This window comes from Paenibacillus gyeongsangnamensis (assembly GCF_027533625.1).
In the GTDB taxonomy this organism is placed as follows: domain Bacteria; phylum Bacillota; class Bacilli; order Paenibacillales; family NBRC-103111; genus Paenibacillus_G; species Paenibacillus_G gyeongsangnamensis.
In genome coordinates, this window is the sequence record NZ_JAQAGZ010000018.1 from 101,188 (window position 1) to 124,336 (window position 23,149).

A 23,149-nucleotide genomic window follows, 5' to 3' on the forward strand; every position below is an offset into this window, starting at 1 on the left:
TCCGAACGGCAGTGGCGCAGCGCCACCCCGCTCGTCGATCGTCATCCCCTCCGAACGGCAGTGGCGCAGCGCCACCCCGCTTAAGTCGCAATCCGCGAACACGGCGCCCGGAAACGCGCAATTCAAGAACCTGAGCGGCTTCGGCCGCTGCCCCTCGCGGTAATCCGGATGCCAGTCCGGAGGCATTGTTGATCTCCTGGTACCCTCCCTAAAACGAAAAAACCGGACCGAAGTCCGGTTTCCTCTGCCGTACGACAACCGCGTTCATGCGGCTCCGAATGCTGCTACTCCACCAATCCCGTGCGCTCTACGCCTTCCACGAACCAACGCTGCGCGAAGGTGTAGACGACCAGCACCGGCATGATGATGAGGAACGAAGCCGCCATCTTGATCGGCTCCGCAAAGATGCTCGGGCCGGATTGCTCCGCCTCCGCGGACATCGCCGCCGCCAATCGGGATAACGAAATGGAGAGCGGCACCTCCTTAGCTCCGAACATGTACATCGACGGGTAATAGAAATCGTTCCAGTTCCACACGAACGAGAACAGGAAAACGACGATGATCGCCGAGGTCGAAATCGGCAGCATCACGCGGAAAAATACGCGGAACACGCTGGCGCCGTCAATCTTGGCCGCTTCCTCCAGCTCCTTCGGCAGCGTCGAGAAGAACTGTCGGAAGATGATGACGAACAGTGCGCCCTTCAGTCCGTGGCCGAAGATGCCGGGAATGATCATCGGCAGGTACGTGTTGATCCAGCCCAGCTGCTTGAACAGTAGGATCGACGGAAGAATCGTCACCTGCGGCGGCATCACGAAGGTAAAGATCAAGCAAACGAACCAAAACTTCTTCAAAGGAAAATCCAGCCTTGCAAACGCATAGCCCGCAATCGCGCAGGAGACGACCTGCAGCACCGCCACCGATAGGGATACCGTCATGCTGATCGTAAACCCGCTAGGGTACTTCAGCAGCCGGAACGCTTCCTGCAGATGTCCCCAGAACAGGGAACGCGGCACCCAAATGACGGCCGGGTCCAGCAAATTGCCGGCATCCTTGACCATGGTTGTAGCCATATAAATGATCGGCTTGATGTAAATAAACGCGGTATCGACGAGAATCAGATACATGAACAGCCGGAAGATCAGCCCTTTATCCGCTTCCTTCCCTAGCAGCACATTCCGGGTGGACAGCAAGAGCTTGCGGGAATTGAGTCCCGAAGCGGACAAGCGCCGGTTCCGGATAATATCGATCATTCGCTCCATGCGTACTTCCTCCTTTCTATCGGCCTCCGCCGGAAGCCTTGGCAAATCGGCTGAAGATCAGAATCGCTATTCCCATGAATATGAGAACGATGACAAAGTAGATCCACGCCAAAGCGCTTGAAAGCCCGTAGTTGGATGTATTGACCTTGCTGATGATCGGATTCGACGGATAGGTGAACAAGTCCACTACCGTATAGATCAGGTTAAGGAAGATGAATGGCGCGAGGCCCGGCAGCGTGATCTTCCAGAAGGTCTCCCAAGGGTCCGCCCCGTCGATGCGCGCCGCTTCGTATACCGAAGCGGAGATCGTCTGGCGTCCCGCCAGGAAGATCAGAATCTGTACGCCGGAATACCACAGCACGATGACGAAGGAGTTGATGATCGCCATGATCGGCTTGGACCAAGTGGTCGGCAAATACGTATTCAAGAAAGAGCCCACATCGAAATCTTGAATGAAAGCGAGGGTGCCTTCTCCCTGGGTTATAAACTCCTGAATGATTTGACCGGACGAGAAAATGACAGGCAAGAAGAAAATGACCCGGAAAAAGCCCCGCCCCAGAAATTTCTGGTTCAGCAAAATCGCCACCAGGAGCGAGAACACGACGATGACCGGAATCATCATGAGCGCCTGTTTCAGGAACGGGAGCAAATCGTTGTAAAGCAATCCCCCGTCCGCCAACAAAATTTCACGGTAATATTGGAAGCCGACCGGCGTGTATTCGATCCCGCTGGCCGTAATTTTGACCCGTTGGAAGCTCATATAGAACGAGTAGCCCAGAGGGAAAGCGATGAACGCCAGGAAACCGAACACCCAAGGGGCGATGAACAGAGACCCTTCGAGCTGCCGAAGGGCGACGGCGTTCAATCGGAATTTGCGATTCATGGTGTCTTCCCTCCCGTCACGACGATGAAATCTTGCCCCGGCACTTTCAGGTTGCCGTTCGTATAAGTTTCCGCATTATAGTTGATGACGATCCGTTTGCCGCCCTCATACACGACTTCCTTCACATTCGGCGCGAGCGTACGGTGACCGACGATCGCCTTGTTCTGCACGTCGCCGAGCGCCTGATTGAACCGCTGGTACTCTTCGACGGCTTTCGCTTCCCAATCCCGGTAGTTCATGCTGTAATACCAGATGCCGTAGGCTCCCTTCATCGCACCGGACGGAGCGTTCGTGAATACGAAGGACGGATACGCGCCGTATTCGATCGCTCTCAGGAATTCGGACTGATATTGATCCCGCAGATTGGCCCAGTTGGACGTATACGTGATCAGGCCGTGAAGCGCGATTTGCGTGAAAGGAATACTTTCGTCTACGAACAAATCGTAGGAGAAATCCTCGGGCAAACGGTGCAGATGGGTTACATTGGACAGCGTGTAGAAGTTCGGTCTCTCTATGCTGACGCCTCCCAGCGTATCCAGCGTTTCTTTGAGCATCGCGTTCTGGGTCTTCATCTCTTCGGTCCGGCTCGCCTTGTAACGGTCATTGAAATCGGTATCGAGGTAGCGGCCGACACCGTCCTCGAAATAAATGCCGTCCACGCCGAGCCCTTTATACTGCTTCAAATCATTGCTGAGCACGGAAGCCGCGAATTTCGTACTCATCAGCGTGATCGTATCGCGGTTATTGAAGTTCTCGAATGTCAGCAGGCGGCCCGCCAGATTGCGCATGCCGTCGTATCGGGGGCTGAAGCCGTTGCCTTGCGTATTGTTCAGCGTATAGTTGGCCGTCAGGAATACCGGTATTTTGAGCGAATGAGCGAACTGGATGAACTGCTTCATCCCGTCGCCTCCCCCAATCCGCGAATCGACCGGGAATACTTGGCCGTAAGAGCTGTAGCCGTCCTTTTGCCAGCCGGAATACTGAATGGACATATTCTCAATCCCCAGGCCGTACAGCCGCTTGACCATTTCCATGGCCTCGGAGGTCGTAGTCCCTTTCAAATATGCGTCCCAAAGCAGCCCTTGCTTGCGGTCCGCGCCGACGATATCGAGGTAGAAGGGAACCTTCGGACTGTCTGCTTTGACCGGTTTTAGCCCCTTCTCTTTCATCAAATAATCGCGGTATTTCAAGGCCATGCCTACGTAATCGTTCTTCCCCTGCTCGAGCGGATAATAGCGCATCGCACGCTGGGGCACCTTAAACATCTCTTTACTGTAGGTGTAAAAGCCCGCATTGCCCTTCTGGCTCGTATTCTGGAAAAATTTGATCCGGTACTGCCACTCCGAAGTGATCCAGTTCGAACCGCCGAAAGCGCCGGAAGGCGATGCGAAAAGCTTGGAGTATTCTTCGCCGCCGGTCATGACCGCAACGAACGCCGAGCTGCCGGATTTCATGCCGAATACAGGCATGGTGACCTTCTGACGCTGCGTTCTTTCGTTAAAATAAGAAATATCGCTGCCGTACAGATTTTCCCGGTATACCGACTTGTCGTTGCTGCGGTTCACCTTGAAGTGGATAAGCGCTCCCGATCCGTCGGGAAGCACGATATATCCGTCTTGGCCCGAGGACGGCTCCGCGCCGAACATCGGATAAAGCTTCAAGTTCAGGAGGCTGAACTTCCCTTCCTTGATCCCGTCGTCGATAATTTTAGTTTCTACATATTCGGCGGCCAGCTTGACTTCAACCGGAATTTTGAACTGCGTTCCGCCGAAGCTGAACGTAACCTTGAACCCGTCCTGCGTTTTCTGAAAGCCCTCCAGCGTGCCTTTATCCTCAAGCCAGCTGATGATCTTCGGCTGCGACTTGAAATTCGCCATGTCGATGTATTCGATCATGATCGGCGAACGCAGGTTGTTCCTCCACGTGCCGGTGATCGTTTCCTTCGGCCAATAGTCCGGGTCCGGAAAGGAGCGGTATACCTGTCCGCTGCGTTTGTCCTCCAGCTTGAAGTGAGCCGTCGTGCTGTCGACCAGGAGCCTTAGACTCGCATTCTCGGCAGCCAAAGTGAACTTGCCGTCATCCGGCAGCTCGTTCCTCGCGTTCGCCGGCGGTGCCGCGGCTTGCTGCGGCGCGGGCTGGGCATCAGCCGGCGCAGCCGGCTGCTGACCTGCCGCAGGCTGCTGCGCGGTCTGACCCGCCGCCGGCTGCTGCTGCCCTGCGGCTGGCTGCGGCGCGGCTTGGCCTGCCGCCGGAGCGTTGTTATCGGCCGCACGGAGCAGCGGAACCGCTTGGAAGGTGAGTAGCGATGCGCAGAGCACGGAAGCTGCAGTGATGACGGTCAGCTTCGTTTTTTTGCTTATGCGGCTCATCGGATCGTCACCTCCTGGTAAATGGAATAGAAGAAGTCTTTCAATTCGTTGCTCAACCCGAAGGTGATGAAGATCAGTACGCCGAGCATCGTCATGGTAAGCAGGGATAAGAAGATATTCATGGCGGATTCCCCGACGCTGTAGTTTTGCATCGCCTGCACCTTCCAGAAAATCAGAGCGGCCACCCATACCATGAGGCCCGTGCTCAGGAAGTTATAGATCGACTGCTCGCTGAGTGTCATCACATTGGAAATCAGCGTGAGCGGCAGACCTACGATGACGAACGGGAACAGCGCATACGTGCTGCCGTAAACGACATCGCGGAACCGCCCTTCCCCGCGGTAAATCGTACTGATCAAATAGTTGGAAATGACCCATCCGACCCAGACGACCAGGAACTGCACGATCACCGTGAACAGATTCAGGTCAAGCACAACGGACGGATTAAAGGTAAAGCTGGTACCTGCCCGCATGACAGCGAAGGAGGCGATAGCCAGTACGAGCATGATCAAGCTGCTCCATAAGCTGCCCTTGCCTTCATAGCGGATGGCGGTAAAGCCGTCGATCGGATGCTTCAAAATATAAAACGCATGCTTAAGCTGCACGACCATCGGAATTTTCGAGCGCTCCCGCTCGCGCCAGCGTCTCCGCCATTCCGTCTTCTTCGTCAGCCGGTTCAACAGGTACAGCCCAATGCCGCCGATCAGAACGATGTTCATCAGCGTGCCGAAATGTTGCTGGAACCAGCGCAGCCGGATTTGCCAGTAAGCGTCGGAGTAGCCCTGGGCGAAGCCCGCTTCAAGGAACAGCTTCTCGGCGCGTTCATAATCGCCCTTCTTGTAAGCCGCCTTGGCAAGCCCGAGAACCGCCGGAGTATAGAAGGAGTTCAAGCGGAGCACCTCCTCCCACGGCTTCTCGCTCTCCTCGTACTTGCCTTCCTGCGTCAGCTGGTTCGCCTTATGCACCATGGCGCCGAATTCCGACAGCCGGAACATCTGAACCGCGTTGTTCTCTTCGTCCAGAATGAACAGCTCGTTCTTCGAATTCGCAGCAATCGCGGATGGGGTCTTCACCACACCCAGCTTCGACGTCGACGCCGCCACGTCGCCTCCCCAGTAGAAGAGCAGATTGCCGCTCGCGTCATACTGGTTCACATATTTCAGCGTGGCGTCCACAGCCGTAATATTGCCGTCGCCGTCGACCGTCAAATCGTTCAGTTGAGGCTTGGCGTTCTTATCTTTCGGAGGGAACCGGATCTCGCCGTAGTTTTTGGTTTCGACCTTATCGGTGTATTCGTCTTTGGCTGCGAGCAGGTCCTTGCCCGCCATATTCAGTTTCTTGATCTGCCCCTTAGGAATATCCTTAGTCACCGTATAGATCAGGCCGTTCTTATCGATCGTCACGCTCGCTACCGAGCCCGGAAGCTTGCTGATTTCCCGCAAATACATTTCCCGCGTATACAGCACGCGCTTGATCGCATCCATGACGGAAAAGTCCGTCTTGTTGGCGCCGAAGAAGCTCTGGAAGTTCCCTTCCGGATCCAGCTGCAGCAGCCCCTGATAGCCGCCGAGCGTGGCGATGTAGAGGAAACCCCGCTTGTCGACCACAAGTTTAATCGGATCGTACTTGAACGATTCCGGGAGGAACTTCGAGTCCGGACGCTTGAACTCCTTGATCAGCTTGCCGTTCTTGTCGAGCCGGACAACGCGCTTGTTGCCGGTATCAGCTACATAAATGTCGCCTTTGCCGTCGATGAACAGCCCTTCCGGTTTCTTGAGCGGGCTTTCCTTGACGTCCATGATCCGGATCAAATTGCCCGCCGGGTCAAGCTGCACGATCCGGTTGTTGCCGGTATCGGCGATGAAAATTTCATCCTTGTCGTTGATGAACAAGTCCTTCGGTTGGACGAGCGGCGAGAACACCTGCTTCGACGGGTCCTTCGGATCGGGAATGTAAATCTCCCTTCCGAGCACATCAACCGGATTGTAAGCGGACTGGGTCCAAACGAGGCGTCCGTAGTTATCCTTATAATTCGTATCATATGGCACGAAAGCCCATGCGCCGGCCGGAGCCAAAGCTAGCAACAGTACGAAGGTGGCCAGCGCGAGGAGGAACGGCTTGTGCAGTTTCTTTGAGCGCAACGGTTCTTCCTCCCCTCTTATTTAATCCCGGAGTGAGCCATGGTGGCGATCACTTTACCCTGGAAGAATAAGAATATGATCAGATTGGGCACGAACATGACCATCGCCGCAGCCGCAGCCGCCCCTTGACGGGCTACGCTGTTGGCCAGGTTGTTCGTAAGCGTCGACAGAAAGAACGGGAAATTCTTCATTTGGTCGTCCTGCATGAACAGCGTCGACGTTTCGGTATTCCCCCAGGAATGCTGGAAGGTAAGGATGGCTACGGTAGCCACTGCGGGCAAGCAGATCGGAATGACGATGCGCAGGAAAATAAGTAGCTCGCCCGCTCCGTCGATCCGCGCCGCCTCCAGCAGCTCGTTCGGCAGTTGGTCGATGAACTGCTTGAGCAGGAATACCCCGACCGGCATGGCCACGAGCGGCAGAATATGGCCGAAATACGTATTCATGATGCCGAGATGGCTGACTACGAGGTAACGCGGAATCTGGACGGCCTCGGGGGCGAACATCAGCGTAAGAATGATCGTTGCAAATACGATTTTATGTCCCGGAAACCGGTGCTTGGAAATCGGATAAGCGCACAGTGCGCTTACGATGGTTACGCAAACGACGGCGCCTCCGGAGATGATAAAGCTGTTGAACAAGTACCGCGTAACCGGAACCGTGGACGTCGAAGCGACGAGGAACAGCTCCGTGAAGTTCTGCAGCGACGGCTCCCGGACGAAGAAGTTCGGCGGATACACGAACAGCTCGCTGTAGGGCTTCAGCGCATGGTTGAAAATATAAACGAGCGGCAGCAGCATGAAGGCCGATAGGATGACGAGCAGAACGAGCAGAAACTTCTGAAAGCCGTCCATTTGCTTCAGCTTGGATTTCTTCTTCCATGGAAGCCATCGTTTCATTGAAGCCATCTGACTCTGCATCATTCATCCTCCTTCGAGCCGAACAAGCCCCAGCAAAATTTGTTGGATAAATACATGAGCAGCAGCAGGAATACGGAAATCGCCGCCGCATACCCCATCTCGAACCGGATAAAGCCGTAGTCGTCGATATGGTTGATGATGAGGTGTCCGGAATACTGCGGCGTCGGGTTCTGGCCCGAGAGCTCCACCCCGATCGCCCCCGCCTTAAAGGTGGATACGATTGCCATGACCGCGCCGAACAGCATCTGCGGCTTCATCGAAGGAATGGTAATGTACCAAATCTCCTGAAGCCGGCTCTTCATGCCGTCGATTCGTCCGGCTTCATACAGCTCCGGATTCACGTTCAGAATACCTGCCAGCATCGCGAGGAAGCCGACGCCCATGCTCGACCACAGCGTGACGGCAATCATGGAATTCATCAGGTAAGCCTTGTCCGTGACCCACAGCTTCGGCTCGTCGATGAAGCCCAGCTGAAGCAGTATACTGTTCAGGTAACCGATCCGGTCCCCGGTAAGGAGAGGGAGCCATACGATCGACATCGCGATCCCCATCGTAAGCGACGGGGTGTACATGGCGAGCGCGAACCATTTGCGGGCCGAAGCCGGCAGCTGGGTGATGAGCCAGGCGAGCAGGAAGGCGGCGATGTAGCCGCCCGGCCCGACGATAATGGCGAATTTGAACGTATTCGGCAGTGCGTATTTCAAGAACGTCAAATCCTGCGAGATCAGGTACTGAAAGTTGGTCCAGCCGATGAACCGAGGCGGCTCGATCGCATTGAAGTAGGTGAAGCTGAGTCCGACCGCGGCGAGCACCGGGATGACGATAAAGGCCAGAAAGCAGAGCATGAACGGCGCAATAAACAGGTAAGAAATCCGGTAAGCCCAAATGTCGGACAGGAGTTGCCTCAGCTTCTCCGATAAGGACGGCTTGACTGTGGCGGTATCCCGCTGCGCCAAACTTCCTGCGGTATTCGCTTGATTACTTAACATACGGCTTCACTCCTTCCCACGGCTTGTTCACGACCGGCAAATCCATCGTCTTGATCGAATTTCCGTCCGCATCGACGAAGCCGAATTCCTGCTGCTTGCGCCGCAGCTCGCGGTTGATCTCCATCTGGGCCAGCTCCAGCGAATTGCGGTAATTCATGCCGTCCACAACGGTCCGGTTCCACGCATTGCTTATTTCCCGCGGAACGAAATAGCCGCCCGGCAGGTTCGGCATGTCTTTATACCAGGCCCACTGCTGCAGAATGACGTTCGCATCCTCGCGCTTCCACGGCAGCTTGGTGAAGGCCTCCAGATTGGACGTGTTCCAGCGGAACGAAATGCCGTTGAACGCTTCGAGATCCGAGCCGTAGCGCTCCTGCACGTCGGCGGAATTCCACCACTTCAGGAATTGCCAGGCTTCCTGCTGCTTCTTCGACGCTTTGAAAATAACGCCGCTCGACTGGCCCCCGCCCGCCCACCTGGCGACGGTGCCGTCCGGCTGCTTCGTCCCCGGAATCGGAGCGATGCCCCAGCGTCCGTTCAGCTCGGGAGCCGCGGCGGACAGCTGGATGTACATGTTGTAATCGGAAATGCCGATCGGCATTTCCCCCTTGCGGAAGTGCTGGTAGAAGCTCGGCACTTCCCGTTCCAGCGCATAAATGTTGAACATATCGGTCCATTGGCGGAACGCCTTGAAGCTTTCCGGTGAATCCAGCATCGTCTTGGAGCCTTCTTTGTTAAAGAAATCCGCTTGGTTCTGATAGAAAAACATCATGTATTCCTTCGGATTCACATAGAAGTTCATATAATTCTGCTGCAGCGTCGGCAGCATATCGTACACGTCCTGCCAAGTATCCGGAAGGCTGAGTCCCATGCGGCTTAAAATATCTTTCCGGTAAAACAATACCTGGAACGATTGCGTTTCCGGGATAGCGTAGTATCCCTTGTTATAATAGAAAGGAAGCCAGGAGCCCGGGCTGTACCGGTTGTAGATATCCTTGAAGTCCGGGAATTTCGACAAGTCCAGTACGGAGTTCCGGATTGCATAGTCAACCGGCAAATCCTGCGATAAGCCGAGCGCGACATCAGGCTGGATGCCTGCCGCATTGGACAAAACGAGCAGCTGCGTATTGGGGAGCAGATTGACCTTGACCTTGATCCCGGTTTCCGGCGTAAACTGCGCATCCGCCAGCTCCTGCAGCTGGGTCACATAGTCGCGTCCGCGGTGCACCCATACATTAAGCTCCGTATCCTTCATCTTGCCAAGGCTATCCTTGGTCCGGAAGGTGTAAAAGAAATTCATGATCATGCCTTTGACCTTGGCTGGGAACGAAGCCGTCATATCCGGAAACTTCTTCTCCACCGGCGCTACATAAATCTCATCCAGCTGCAGCGGCTGCTGAATCAGTTGTTCGATAAATCCGCTGACCTTGGTCTGTATGGACGCGATCTGGTCGCCATGATACGGAATATCATCTACCTTGCTAAGCAGCTTCTGAATGTCCTGAGCCGACGAAATGAACCCTTGACTGATATTGTCGGTCCGTCCGTTGGCCTTCTCCGTCTGCTCCGCCAGCTTCATCAACACGGCGGCTGCATCGTTTAGACGCTTCGGCAGGTCAGGCAAATCCTGCTGTATCTTCCAGGTACGGTTCTTGTCATCGACGCCGCCCGTAAGCGACTTCAGGTCCTGGACCACCGTTTCGAGCAAATCGGTCAGCTGCTCGATGCCGAGAATCATCGGCTTGTATGGCGCATGCGTGACGGTCATCGTTAGCGAGTGCTTGCCCTTCTCCAAATAAAACTCGTAAGGCTTGCCCGACGGGTCGGCCACTTCAATGCCGGCCCACGCCGTGTCATATCCGAAGCGGTACGTAAGCAGTTCCTGGAACGGCACTTTGCCGTCAATGCGGATCGTCCGATAGGATGCCTTCTGCGAAATGAAGTTTTGCAGCGCCCGCATGCCCAGCTTATATTTGCCGCTCTCCGGCACCTCGAAGTTCCAAGTCAGCGCCTGATTCTGGTTCCACCACTTCTTGCCGCCGATCGTATTGAAAGTAATGTACCCATTCGCCTGCGGTACGGTGCGTTGGTCGGAATCCGACACCATCTGGATGGCGGAATCGCTCTTGATCGCCGGCTCTTCCGCCTGAATCGTAAGCGAACCGGCCTGTACCGGCTTGGATGCCGGATAAGTCCCCGCCACCTCGCTGTAAGGCTTCAGCTTCTGCGGCGCCTGGAGCCGGATCGATTCGATCGCCACGGGCTCGTACCCTTCCAGGCGCAGCGTATGCGTCCCCTTCGTAAGAAACCACTGCAGCGGCTCCGCATAAGCGCCGCCCGAATCGAAGAGCGGCTGGACCGTCCAGGACGTAATCTCCTCCGATTTCGGCCGGATATCGTCGCCGTCCTGGTCCTTCTTGATCGGACGGGCATCCCGCCATTGCCGGTACAGCGTAATGGAAGAGGACTCGCGGAACGGCCGCTTGCCGTCCAGCATCATGTTCCAAACGATCGGCCGGCGAAGCCCCTTGCCTGTCACCGGCCGGTACGATACCTGCATTTCGTACAATCCGTCCGCAGGCACGTCCACTTTGTACTCAACGTAGCCGTTCGAGCTTCCGTTCCAAACCAGAACATTGTCCTTCCCTTCATAGCTGCCCGGGCGAATATCGGCGCCGCTCGACACGGCAGCGGGATTCGCTCCGGCTATCGTAATCGGGGCTTCCGCAGGCTTCGCCCCTTTATCCAGCCAGCCCTTCAGCACATCCGCGTAGTAGGGCTCCGTATCCGCCGCCTGGATCAGCTTGCGGTTGGATGAAGGCGACGAGCCTGGCGCCGGCGCTGACGCTGCCTTCTGCGGCTGCGCTGCCGGCGCGGATGCGGCATCTTTCTTCGTATCGTCCGCCGCCGAGGCCGAGTTCAAGCCTCCGGGCGGAACCAGACAAGCCGTTCCCAGCAAGCCGGCCATCAACAAAGACAGTAAGCGCTTCCAAGGTTTATGGGTGTTAACGGACAACAAAAGGTTCACTCCTTCCTTCCGGTTCTTTTCGCTTAATCCATAAACCGTTCGCCGGTTTCGCTATGGAAGAACAGCGCTTTGGACATATCGATCGCGACTTTGATTTTGTCTTCTTCGGCATAATGATAACGGGGATTCACGCGGGCCACCAGCATCCGTTCCTGACCGATATCCAAATGCAGGAACCGGTCTGCGCCCATCAGCTCGCTGATTTTGAACACACCCGGCACGACGGCGTTCGGGAACGCCTGGAACACGATCTCTTCCAGACTGACGTTCTCCGGACGGATTCCCAGCGTTACCGTGCGGTTCACCTGCTTGTTCTTCACTAGGCAATGGGCTTTGCCCTCAGGGATCTCGATGGCGAAGCGCGGGGTATGGAATTCCAGCTTGCCCGGCACGTTCTCCAGAATTCGCCCGTCGATGAAATTCATCGGAGGAGAGCCGATAAAGCTGGCCACGAACGTATTGTTCGGCTGCGTATAGATCGTCTCCGGCGTATCGACCTGCTGGATAATGCCATCCTTCATGACCACGATCCGGTCGCCCATCGTCATCGCCTCGATCTGATCGTGCGTTACATAGATCATGGTGACGCCCAGCTTCTTATGCAGTCCGATAATTTCCGTCCGCATCTGTACGCGCAGCTTCGCGTCAAGGTTGGAGAGCGGTTCGTCCATCAGGAACACCTGAGGATTGCGCACGATGGCACGTCCGAGCGCGACGCGCTGGCGCTGGCCGCCGGACAGCTGGCGCGGCTTGCGGTCCAGGTACTGCTCGATCTCAAGCACCCGGGCCGCCCGTTTCACGGCGAGATCGATCTCATGCTTCGGCAGCTTGCGAAGTCGGAGTCCGAAGGCGATATTCTCATAGACGCTCATGTTCGGGTACAGCGCGTAGTTCTGGAACACCATCGCGATATCGCGGTCCTTCGGTGGCAATTCGTTCACCAGCGTATCGCCGATATAGATCTCGCCTTCCGAAATATCCTCAAGCCCGGCAATCATCCGCAAGGTCGTCGATTTGCCGCAGCCGGACGGTCCGACGAAGACAAGAAACTCCTTGTCTTTAATTTCCAGATGGAAATCCTTAACGACCGGATGTTTATCCTTACCGTATCGTTTATATAGGTGATTGATCAATATTTTGGCCATGTAATCGCCTCCACGCGCAATATACACTATCTTAAGGGTAGTCTAGCGGAATTCTTGTGAAGATAGTGTGAAGGTTTTTCCATAGCATAATAGTCCATGTTAATTGATCGAATCGTTCATTTCGCCTCCGGCAACTTTGTGTTAATTTGGTAAAAGTTTCATTACAAAAGATACTGTCCTGGTTTTCCTGAAGGAGGGAATTGGATTTGGAAATTCAAGCTGCACCCCCCGTCGCTTCCGGGATGAAAACAGCTTCGAAGGCGGATAAGAAGCAGCTGTTCAAACGCTATCTCGCATTCTTGAAGCCCTACCGGATGACGCTGCTGGGCATTCTTGCGCTCGGCATATTGCAGTTCGCAACCCCCATGACCACCCCCTGGATGACAAAAATACTCATCGACGAGGTGCTGCCGGGCAAAGAGAGCTATTGGACGCTCGGAAAAGTCACGACCGTGCTGGGGGCCGTGTACTTGTTCGGCATATGGATTAATTTTGCACGGGGGTCGATTACGTTCCGGCTCGGGAACCGGATGGTGTACGACATCCGCCAGCAGCTGTACCGGCACATGCAGCAGCTGTCCCAGCGCTTCTACGATAACCGTCAGGTGGGCAGCATCGTCACCCGGATCATCAATGACGTGAACGGCGCCCAAAATCTCGTGAACGGCGGCATGATCGGCCTTTTCTTCGACATGTTCCTCGTGCTGTTCGCCGGCTTTATGCTGTTCAAGCTGCACTGGCAGCTCGCCGTGCTGTCTCTGTGGATGCTGCCGCTGTACTATCTGGTCTTCACCAACATGAATGTGCGCATCCGGCTCACATGGCGGACGGTGCACCGCCAGATGGAGCGGATTCAAGGCGTGCTGGTGGAGCGGATCGGCGGCATGAAGGTCGTGCAGTCGTTCAATCAAGAGGATCAGGAGATGAAACGGTTTGAGAAGCAGGCCAAGCATCACATCGGCTTTGCGAACCGGGCCAACCTGCTTTCCAATTCGCTCGGGCGCATCAGCCAAACGTTCACCCAGGCCGGCACGCTGCTGATCTGGTTCGCCGGAGGACTGCTCGTGTTGAAGGGCCATTTAAAAATCGGGGAGCTGGTAGCTTTCCAGGCCTACCTCGGCCAGCTCTACGGTCCCATTCAACGCTTCGCCGAAGCGAACGTGACGATCCAGAACTCGCTCAGCAACATCGAGCGGATTTTCGAGGTATTCGACATTGAGCCCGAGGTGACGATCAAGGAGAACGCCGTACGGATCGCCGCCTGCCACGGCTCCATCGTGTTCGACAAGGTCACGTTCACCTATGTCTCCGAACGGCCGGACCGCCCCGGGGGCCGCGGCAAGGGACAAGGAAAAGATGCGGCTTCCCGGGACGAGAGCTCCGTCGACCCGGATTTGGTCGAGCTGATCAAGCCGGACAAGAAATTCTACTTGATCCCGCCCAAGACGAGGCCGGAGCCGCTGCCAACGGTCCAGGAGCACCGGCTCGCATTACGGAGCATCAGCTTTAAGGCGAAGCCGGGCGACGTCATTGCACTCGTCGGACCGAGCGGCGCAGGCAAATCGACGCTTGTTAATTTCATTCCCCGCTTCTACGATCCGGACGAAGGCTCTGTGAAGCTGGACGGCGTAGACCTGCGGGACTACGATCTGTACGACCTGCGGCGGCAAATTGCCGTCGTGCTGCAGGATAACGTGCTGTTCTCCGGCACGGTGTTCGAGAACATCGCCTACGGCGATCCGGACGCTACCGAGGAGAAGGTGATCGAAGCCGCCCGCGCCGCCAACGCCCATGAATTCATCATGGATATGGAGCAGGGCTACGACACGATCGTCGGTGAGCGCGGCGTACGGCTGTCCGGCGGCCAGAAGCAGCGGATCGCTATCGCCCGCGCGCTGCTCAAGCAGCCCCGCATTCTCATTCTGGACGAAGCTACCTCGGCGCTGGACGCTGAATCGGAGGAGCTTGTAACGGAGGCGCTGGAGCGGCTGATGGAGGACCGGACGACCTTCATCATCGCCCACCGGCTCGCCACCGTCGTCCGCGCCGACCTCATTCTCGTCATGGACCGCGGCGAAATCATCGAACGGGGAAGCCATGCCGAGCTGCTGGCCGCCGGCGGCCTGTACAAGGATTTATACGTCAAACAGCTCAAAGCGATGAACCCGGAGGAAATGATGAGGCAATCGATGGGCTGGTAGCTGATAGCTGCTAGCCGGCAGGCGGCGGTCTCGCTTAACGGGTCCGCCGCAGCCGAGGAACGAGAAGAAGCCAAGCTCCGCTTCGCGGCGGAGCCTGGCTTCTTGTTTAGTTGATAAGAATTGATAAGTTTTCGAAGGCTTATCGCTTCGCATCAACCTTGATAAACGCGCTGGTTCTTGTAAGACAAGGACGGCGTAGCCGTTTATCCTGGTGTCAGTGAAATCTCCTCATATACTCCAGCTCGTAGATCAATTCCTGGTTTCGCTTTCCGATCACTTTGGCAGGCACGCCGCCTACGATCGTGTAAGGGGGAACATCTTTCCTCACCACGGCGCCGGCGGCAACAACCGCACCTTCCCCGAGCCTCACCCCCGGCAGTATGACCGCCCGGCTGCCGATCCAAACATAATCTTCAATGGTTACCTTCCCCAGCACGCCGGCAAACGTTGGACTGTTTACTCCGTGCTCCGCCGTGAGGATCATCACTTCGGGGGAAATACTGACATTATTGCCGACAGTAAGCCCGCCCCTCCCGTCCAACGTACAATCCCGGTTAATGACGGAGTGGTCTCCGATCTCGATCCCTCCGCGCGTCATTAGCTTTTGCCCCATATGAACTGCCGTCATTTGGCCGATCCGAATGCCGTATATTCGTTTATAAAAGAAATACCGGATCGAATAAAAGGGGATGCCGTTCACCACATGATTCGCCGTATAGTGCAGCAGCTCGCTAACGAATTGTCTCAGACCCATTCCCGGAAGCACCTCATTATTCTAAATAGATTAACTATGATACATTATGTATCATAACGGTGATAACCGTCAACTCTATTGTACAAGCACCCCTCATTAGTGACCTTGCCATAAAAAAACCGGCTGTTCCGAAGAACAAGCCGGCTTTTCACCCTCTGAATGATTCGTTCCCTTAAGGCTTCACGTCATAAATCTTATACAAATCGTCCAGCATCAGGTTCGCCGCTTTGACGCCCCCGGCCGTGTTCCACGTCGCATCGCTCACCTTGATCAGCTTGTTGTTCTTCACAACCTTCAGGTTCTTCCAGAGCGGATCGTTCATCCATTCCTGCTCCTGCTTCGTTCCTTTGCCGTCCCCGATCTCATACGTGAAATAGAATACCTTATCCGCCGCGTCAAGCTCCGGCAGCCGCTCCTTCGTAATATCCTCGAACGACTTCTCGTCGCTCTTCGGATCGGAGCGCGGAATGCCGATCTGCTTGAAGATGACGCCGGAAAACATATCGCCGTAATAAAAGCGCGTCTTCCCGCCCATAAAGCGGACGACGGCCACTTTCTCCTTCAGCTTGTCGCCGGCCTTGCTCTTGAAATCGTCGATCCGCTTGTCGAACGCGGCGATGACCTTGTCGCCTTCCGCCTTCTTGTTGAGCGTATCCGCATACAGCTTGAAATTACTCTTCCATTCGCCTCGCAGCGTCTCCGAGAAGACCGTCGGCGCGATTGCTTTCAGCTGCTCGTAGATTTTCTCTTGACGCATCTTGTTGCCGATGATCAAGTCCGGCTTAAGTGAAGCGATCAGCTCCAGGTTCGGCTGAGATTCCCCCCCGACCGTCTTTACGCCTTCCATGTCCGCACGGATATGATCGAACCATGGGCTGCCGTAGTACGATTCTACAGCGCCTACCGGTTTGACGCCGAGCGCCAGTAGCGCTTCCGTGCCTTCGTTCGTCAGTACGACGACCCGCTGCGGATGCGCGGGCACTTCCGTTTCGCCCATCGCGTGCTTGATCTTGCGCGGTGCGTCGGCTGCCGCCGCCGAACCGGACTTGTCGTCGCCAGTCCCCGGCTGCGCCGCAGGCTTACTGCCCCCGCAGGCCACGAGAACTAAGGAAAGCATAAAAATCAAGGCCAGCAGCGCCGCCGGTTTACCTCGAAGCAAACGATCGTGAAACCCCATTTTGTTTATTGACCTCCCAAGTAAAAATGCAATGCATCCCAAATTGATAATGATTATCATTAACGAACAATATATTACTTGCAGCAGCCTCACTTGTCAAAAAATACTTTGATAATGATTCTCAAATTCATTGACAGGTGATAACCACTCTCATACAATGAAATGAGCCGGGCCACCCGGCAAGGGTCCTCTGGGAAAGCGCAAAGCATTCCCGCCGTCCCTTCAATCTTTTTTAACATCACCCGCTGTAGGCGGGTTGTGACAGGAAGCAGGCTGCGCCCTTATGAACATGAACATGAACATGAATACCAACCGGATCAACTTCCGCCGATCCTATAAAAGCATCGGATTCGCTCTATCCGTACTGCTGCTCGGAGCCGCCATGACCTTCAGCGTCATGTTCGGACTCCGCACTTACTCCTGGGAGCAGATCGTTTCCGCTTATATGCAGTTTAACGGCTCCAACGAGCATATCATCATTCAGACCGCCCGTGTGCCGAGAGCGCTCATCGCCGCGCTCGTTGGAGGCAGCCTGGCCGTCGCCGGAGCTTTGATGCAGGCGATCACCCACAATCCGCTCGCTTCGCCCAGCATCTTCGGGGTGAATGCAGGGGCGGCTTTTGCCATTGTATTGTCGGTGGCGCTGTTCAATGTGTCCGGACTCTCGCAGTTCACCTGGATCGCCTTCCTCGGCGCAGCGGTGAGCGCAGGTCTCGTTTATACGCTCGGCTCGCTCGGCAGGGACGGCCTGACGCCGATCAAGATTACGCTGGCGGGCTCCGCCATGAGCGCTTTCTTCGCTGCGCTGACCCAAGGCATCCTGCTGGCCAGCGGCAAAGCGTTCGACCAGGTGCTCTTCTGGCTCGTCGGGTCGGTGGCGGGACGCACGATGGACATGTTCCTGTCCGTCTTCCCTTATATGCTCGCGGCTATCATCGGCGCATTCCTGCTCGCCTCGCCCATTAACGTGTTGTCCATGGGCGAAGACGTGGCCAAAGGCCTCGGGCAGCGGACCGCACTCGTCAAAGCCGCAGCCGCGGTCGTCATCGTCCTCCTCGCCGGAGGCTCGGTGGCGGTGGCCGGTCCCGTCGTCTTCGTCGGGATTATCGTGCCCCATGTCGCCCGATTTCTGGTCGGAACGGACCATCGCTGGCTGCTTCCTTACTGCGCCGTGTTAGGCGCGCTGCTGCTCGTTAGCGCGGACATTGCGGCCCGCTTCATAGCGATGCCGAAGGAAGTGCAGGTGGGCGTGACGACCGCACTGCTCGGCGTTCCGTTCTTCGTCTACATCGCGCGGAAAGGGGGGCTGCCCGGATGAAGACGACCGCAAGAAGCCGTTATGTCACACTGCGGGGCCCGCTTTATTCTTACCTGGTGCACAAGAAAGCCGTCACCGTCACTCTTCTCCTGCTCGCCGTCACGACCGTACTGATGATCGTAAGCACGGGCATCGGCAGCGTCTACATCGCTCCGGGCGAGGTGGTCCGCTCGATCTTCGGCTTCGGCTCCGACTCGAGCGAAATGATCGTCCGCTCGCTCCGTCTGCCGCGCGTCATCATGGCGGTGCTGATCGGAGCGGCGCTGGCGGTGTCCGGTGCGATCCTGCAGGGTATTGTCCGCAATTCGCTCGCTTCCCCCGATACGGTCGGCACGACCGGAGGGGCGACGCTCGGCGCGGTGCTGTTTTTCTTCTTCCTCTCGAATAAGCTCAGCATTCATCTGCTGCCGCTTGCGGCCGTCATCGGAGCGTTTGCGGCCACCCTGCTCGTTTACATCCTCTCGTGGAAAAACGGCGTGATGCCGCTCCGGCTCGTTCTGGTCGGCATCGGCTTCTCGGCCGCCATGAGCTCGCTTTCGTATATGCTGATGATTTCCGGCCCGATCGTCCTGGCCAACCAATCGCTGACGTTCATGACCGGTAGCGTCTACGGCGTCTCCTGGGAGAAATCGGTGCTCCCTCTGCTGCCGTGGATGATCGTCCTGCTGCCGCTGATCTTCCTCTGTGCCAGGCACCTGAATATTCAGGGGCTGGGCGAGGATATCGCGAAGGGCGTCGCCTTCGGCGGCGCGATCAACTTCATCGGCCTGCTTGCCCCGCATATCGGCCGCAAGCTGGTCGGCCCCAGCTTCGGCGCGCTGCTGCCGGTAAGCGCCCTGTGCGGCGCGATCATCCTGCTGCTGGCCGATCTGGCCGGACGAACGCTGCTGCCGCCGCACGATATTCCGGCGGGCGTATTCACCGCGGCGATCGGGGCACCCTTTTTCATCTATCTGCTGTACCGCAGCCGTCATCGCTGACGCAGCCGCCGTCCGGCTTGCCACCATACTTTGAAGGAGCTGACGCTCATGACGCACCAACCCGCAATGGAAGCCCGGTCGCTTCATCTGTCCTACGGGGATACCGCAATCTTCGATAGCCTGAATCTCAGCATACCGAAGGGCCGGATTACCGTATTCATCGGCAGCAACGGCTGCGGCAAATCGACGCTGCTCCGTTCCCTGGCGCGGCTTCTGAAACCGAAGAGCGGAGCCATTCTGCTGGACGGCGAGGCGCTGCTTCGGCTCCCGACGAAGGAAATCGCCAAACGGATGGCGATTCTGCCGCAAGGTCCGGCCGCTCCCGAGGGACTCACGGTGCTGCAGCTCGTCAAGCAGGGCCGCTACCCTTACCAAAGCTGGCTGCAGCAGTGGTCCGCCGAGGACGAACGCAAGGTCCGCACCGCACTGGAGTTGACCCGGATGGAGCCCTACGCCGAACGGACGGTGGACAGCTTGTCCGGCGGACAGCGGCAGCGGGCTTGGATCGCGATGACGCTGGTGCAGGATACGGATACGATTCTGCTGGACGAACCGACGACTTACTTGGACCTTACGCACCAGATTGAGGTGCTGGATCTTCTGTTCGAGCTCAACGAACAGGAACGGCGCACCATCGTGATGGTGCTGCACGATATGAACCTCGCCTGTCGGTATGCCCATCACATCGTAGTGATCAAAGACGGGGCCGTGTACGGCGAAGGCCGTCCCGAGGAGATCATGACCGAACGGCTCATCCGGGATGTGTTCGGCATGGAATGCCGCGTGGCGCAGGACCCGATCTTCGGGACGCCGATGTGCATACCTTTCGGCAAAGGACGAATGCTACTACCACGTCAGGAGAGCGGTTATGAACATGCGGAACGCGAGCTTGAGAACGTTTGAAGAAGACTTCGGCCTCCTCCTCGGGAAGACGGATGACGACGCGGGGCTTTCCAGCCTCCGATGCCCCGGGGAAGAGCTCCTGACGCGGGAAGGCCTGGAGAGCCTTCTCCGCCGGTTCGGGCAAGGTCTCGGCTCGACCGCCTGGAAGACGACGGCCTCCCTCTTTACCAAATACTATGCGAAAAAGCTGTGCGGCGTCCTCTACGCCATGTCGGTTATGGACAAGGGGCTGCTCCTGCCTCTCCGCTGCGCCGTGCTGGAGCTGCGCGAAGCGCCGGATTTCCGCATCCGAACCGGGAACGCGGAGCTTGTCCCCGCTCCGGCGTCCGGCCGGGCGGCTTGGCGCCGGGAGACGGTGCGTCAGCTGTTTGCGGAGCATCTTGCGCAGCTGCTCGATGCGATCGCCAGACATACATGTGTGAATAAGGACATCCTGTGGGAGAACGCGCTGGTCTATATCCGTCACGGCTACGGCGAATGGGTGCAGGAAGCCGCATCGGAAGCGGACCGGCAGCGGATCGAGGGCGATTACCGGTTTCTTATGGAGGAAGCGGGGCCAGACCTCTTGGGCGGCGAGGACGCCCATCCTTTTGCCGGGTACAGCACCGCCCTCGTGCCGGGAAAGCCCCCGGTACGCAAAACGTGCTGCATGCGCTGCTTGCTGCCCGAAGCCGCGTACTGCAAAACTTGTCCGAGAGCGAACGGTTAGCGGGCTTTCGGGGCGTGATCGTACGTGAAGGTCTCGGAGGACGGCAGCAGCCGGCTTCCGCAGGCCTCCAAATTTTTTTGTGTTTGTGATTTTTTTCACATCGAAAGCGGATGTCCTATGGTACATTAAAGATGCGGTAAGGAAGTTAAAGATAAAGCGACGGACCAGCAAGGCGGGAATGAAAGCAACGCCCCGAGCGATGCCCGGGGAAGCCGCCCGGGAGCCCGGCAACCGCTGCAGCCGCGATCCTCACAAGGAAAGGAGCAAGAGCCATGAACGCGCAACTCCGCTTACGATACCTGCTTCCGAACCCGGGAAACCTTGTACGTTCCGGCCAGTCCCGGTACTCTCTTGAATAGACGGGAAGCCTGCTTTTTATAGGTTAATTTGTGAAAAAAATCACTTAAATATCCGGTGGTAGCCCCACCTTAAGGAGATGTCGATCATGATGAAATTTTGGAGAGAAAACGTGTATGCTGCCGGTTTTACGCTACTGCTTCGGTTGTACCTAGGCTGGACTTGGATGACAGCGGGCTGGCACAAATTGACCGCCGGCTTCGACGCCACAGGGTTCCTTAAAGGCGCTGTCGGCAAGCCGATTGTCGATAAAGCGACGAACGAGCTCGTCTACCCGACCTTTACGGCTTTCCTGGAGCACTTCGCCCTGCCGAACGCCAAGCTGTTTAACATTGTGATCCCGCTCGGCGAGCTCCTGATTGGTCTCGGCTTGATTCTCGGCGCTCTAACCTTGACGGCCGCCTTCTTCGGGATGTTCATGAACTTCATGTTCCTGTTCGCCGGTACGGTAAGCACGAATCCGTGGCTGATTCTCCTTGGCGGTATCGTCCTTGCGGCGGGCACCAATGCCGGACGGTTCGGCTTCGACTTCTACCTGATGCCGCTGCTCCGCAAGCTGCTGCACCGCGGCGGCAACGATCATCACACGCCTAACGTATTCAAAGGCACGAAGCCGACAGCCCACGCTTGACGCGGCGGACGGTCTAAGCGGCGCAAAAGGATCGGGGGAAGTCCCCCGATCCTTTTGCGCTGCTTTTATGCCTCCGGAAGCAGCACCGTGAACCGGCTGCCCCGCCCCGCCCCGCTCTCGGCCTGAATCGTGCCGCCATGGGCATCCACGATCCATTTGGCTATGGAGAGGCCGAGCCCCGTCCCGCCTTCCTGGCGGGAGCGGGCTTTGTCGATGCGGTAAAACCGTTCGAAAATATGCGGAATTTGATCCTCCGGAATGCCGATGCCGGTATCCGTGACGACGAACCGCGCTCCCTTCTCCGACAAAGCGGTCTCGAGCGTCACGCTCCCGCCCTCCGACGTATATTTAATCGCATTGTCCAACAGGATGACGAGCAGCTGGCGAACCCGCTCCCCGTCCAGCCGGGCGGTATCCGGACCGCCCGCATGGACCGCATGCCGCAGCTCCAGCGCGATCCGCTTGCGCTCTGCCAGCGGCCGCAGCTTCTCCACCGCATCTTGAGCGAGGCCGCGGAGCCCGATCGGTTCCCGCAGGATCTCCACGGCGTCGGAATCGCTTCGGGCCAGCGTGAGGAGCGACTCCGTCAGGCGGATCATCCGGTGCACCTCCTCGTCCATATTGCTCAGCACCTTACGGTGAAACGGCGGCAGCGCCTCTTGCTCCTCCCCGAGAATCTCAACGGACGACTGCATCACGCTGAGCGGCGTACGTAGCTCGTGAGAAGCGTCCGCAGTAAAATCCTGCTGCCGCTTGTAAGCGCGGACGATGGGCACCATCGAACGGCCGGCCAGCAGGTAGCCCATTCCGCTGGCCACCGCGAGCAGGCAGACCGAGAATAGGAGCAGCGCGAGACGCATTTGGCTCAGCAGCCGGGTATCCCCGGAAATGTTCTGTCCGGCCAATAAGATTCCGTTGATGTCGGGCCAAGGATACGCTTTGAGGAAATACGTATCGTCGCCGCGCTCGACCAGATAGCCGCTCGAATGATTCACGGGCAAGCCGTGTCCGTGTATATTTTGGCTCAGCCAGGCCGTCCAAAACGTCCTCATCTCATCATCGTAGGACGAGCCGAAGATCGGGTCGCCGCTTGGGCCTACCAGAAACATCAGCTCGTTCGATTGAACGGCATCCAGGTCGATCAGCCCTCCGCTTCGGCGATCGCCGGGTCCGGGGCCGGGGGGACGCCTGTCGAGCGGCTCCTTTTTGCGGTGCTCCAGCGTCTTGACCGCTTTATCGTATATGCCGTCGACCGCCGCATTCTGATTGCGGTGCAGCGTCTGGCTGAGCACGACATAAAACAGCACCGTCATGAGCAGCAGGATCAGCGCCAGCATGACGCTGAAGAAGATGGTCAGGCTGCGCCGCGTCTTCTCAAACATGCG

At 57.0% G+C, this 23,149-nt stretch carries 16 protein-coding genes and 1 pseudogene; 6 read left to right on the top strand and 11 right to left on the bottom strand.

Features of this window, described 5'->3' with window-relative positions:
- Nucleotides 1–284 precede the first annotated feature (284 nt).
- Genes O9H85_RS24925 through O9H85_RS24960 form a run of 8 tightly spaced genes read right to left on the bottom strand, consistent with a single transcriptional unit; the run spans nt 285 to nt 12,734 of the window.
- The gene (locus tag O9H85_RS24925) at nt 285–1,250 is read right to left on the bottom strand and encodes a carbohydrate ABC transporter permease (RefSeq protein WP_409348203.1); all 966 of its coding nucleotides are present in this window, start codon (nt 1,248–1,250) and stop codon (nt 285–287) included.
- 25 nt (nt 1,251–1,275) lie between these two features.
- Entirely contained in the window at nt 1,276–2,142 is an 867-nt protein-coding gene (locus tag O9H85_RS24930; protein WP_269884124.1) for a carbohydrate ABC transporter permease, read from the bottom strand.
- Nucleotides 2,139–4,511, bottom strand: a complete 2,373-nt coding sequence (locus O9H85_RS24935; RefSeq protein ID WP_269884125.1) for a DUF5696 domain-containing protein — start codon at nt 4,509–4,511, stop codon at nt 2,139–2,141. Before O9H85_RS24935 ends, O9H85_RS24930 begins: the two co-directional genes overlap by 4 nt.
- Entirely contained in the window at nt 4,508–6,652 is a 2,145-nt protein-coding gene (locus O9H85_RS24940; RefSeq protein WP_269884126.1) for an SMP-30/gluconolactonase/LRE family protein, read from the bottom strand. Before O9H85_RS24940 ends, O9H85_RS24935 begins: the two co-directional genes overlap by 4 nt.
- Before the next feature lie 17 nt (nt 6,653–6,669).
- Complete coding sequence (locus O9H85_RS24945) at nt 6,670–7,575, bottom strand: carbohydrate ABC transporter permease (RefSeq protein WP_409348195.1); 906 nt, start codon at nt 7,573–7,575, stop codon at nt 6,670–6,672.
- Nucleotides 7,572–8,561 carry a carbohydrate ABC transporter permease gene (locus tag O9H85_RS24950; protein WP_269884128.1) on the bottom strand — a complete coding sequence of 330 codons (990 nt, stop codon included), beginning with the start codon at nt 8,559–8,561 and terminating at the stop codon, nt 7,572–7,574. Before O9H85_RS24950 ends, O9H85_RS24945 begins: the two co-directional genes overlap by 4 nt.
- On the bottom strand, nt 8,551–11,589 hold the full coding sequence (locus O9H85_RS24955) for an extracellular solute-binding protein (protein ID WP_409348196.1): 3,039 nt from the start codon (nt 11,587–11,589) through the stop codon (nt 8,551–8,553). Before O9H85_RS24955 ends, O9H85_RS24950 begins: the two co-directional genes overlap by 11 nt.
- Before the next feature lie 23 nt (nt 11,590–11,612).
- Nucleotides 11,613–12,734: an ABC transporter ATP-binding protein gene (locus O9H85_RS24960; RefSeq protein ID WP_269884130.1), complete on the bottom strand. Its 1,122-nt coding sequence runs from the start codon at nt 12,732–12,734 to the stop codon at nt 11,613–11,615.
- A 206-nt stretch (nt 12,735–12,940) separates the two neighbouring features.
- On the opposite strand from O9H85_RS24960, the gene O9H85_RS24965 reads away from it, so the two are divergent.
- Nucleotides 12,941–14,935, top strand: a complete 1,995-nt coding sequence (locus O9H85_RS24965; protein WP_409348197.1) for an ABC transporter ATP-binding protein — start codon at nt 12,941–12,943, stop codon at nt 14,933–14,935.
- 262 nt (nt 14,936–15,197) lie between these two features.
- Here O9H85_RS24965 and O9H85_RS37910 read toward each other — a convergent pair.
- Both O9H85_RS37910 and O9H85_RS24975 read right to left on the bottom strand, forming a co-directional pair.
- A pseudogene (locus O9H85_RS37910) lies at nt 15,198–15,347 on the bottom strand (DapH/DapD/GlmU-related protein); the annotation flags it as partial.
- A 514-nt stretch (nt 15,348–15,861) separates the two neighbouring features.
- Entirely contained in the window at nt 15,862–16,866 is a 1,005-nt protein-coding gene (locus O9H85_RS24975; protein ID WP_269884132.1) for an ABC transporter substrate-binding protein, read from the bottom strand.
- A gap of 289 nt (nt 16,867–17,155) precedes the next feature.
- On the opposite strand from O9H85_RS24975, the gene O9H85_RS24980 reads away from it, so the two are divergent.
- From O9H85_RS24980 to O9H85_RS25000, 5 genes are all read left to right on the top strand, one after another.
- Nucleotides 17,156–18,184 carry a FecCD family ABC transporter permease gene (locus O9H85_RS24980; protein WP_409348204.1) on the top strand — a complete coding sequence of 343 codons (1,029 nt, stop codon included), beginning with the start codon at nt 17,156–17,158 and terminating at the stop codon, nt 18,182–18,184.
- Nucleotides 18,181–19,164, top strand: coding sequence for a FecCD family ABC transporter permease (locus O9H85_RS24985; protein ID WP_269884133.1), 984 nt, complete (start codon nt 18,181–18,183; stop codon nt 19,162–19,164). The genes O9H85_RS24980 and O9H85_RS24985 overlap by 4 nt, the downstream gene beginning before the upstream one ends.
- Nucleotides 19,165–19,212: 48 nt before the next feature.
- Nucleotides 19,213–20,067 carry an ABC transporter ATP-binding protein gene (locus tag O9H85_RS24990; protein WP_269884134.1) on the top strand — a complete coding sequence of 285 codons (855 nt, stop codon included), beginning with the start codon at nt 19,213–19,215 and terminating at the stop codon, nt 20,065–20,067.
- Nucleotides 20,033–20,776, top strand: coding sequence for an IucA/IucC family C-terminal-domain containing protein (locus O9H85_RS24995; RefSeq protein WP_269884135.1), 744 nt, complete (start codon nt 20,033–20,035; stop codon nt 20,774–20,776). The genes O9H85_RS24990 and O9H85_RS24995 overlap by 35 nt, the downstream gene beginning before the upstream one ends.
- 445 nt (nt 20,777–21,221) lie before the next feature.
- A complete protein-coding gene (locus O9H85_RS25000) occupies nt 21,222–21,764 on the top strand; it encodes a DoxX family membrane protein (protein ID WP_409348198.1) in 543 nt (180 codons plus the stop codon).
- Nucleotides 21,765–21,829: 65 nt separating this feature from the next.
- On the opposite strand, the gene O9H85_RS25005 is transcribed toward O9H85_RS25000, so the two are convergent.
- Nucleotides 21,830–23,146: a sensor histidine kinase gene (locus tag O9H85_RS25005; protein ID WP_269884136.1), complete on the bottom strand. Its 1,317-nt coding sequence runs from the start codon at nt 23,144–23,146 to the stop codon at nt 21,830–21,832.
- Nucleotides 23,147–23,149: the final 3 nt, after the last annotated feature.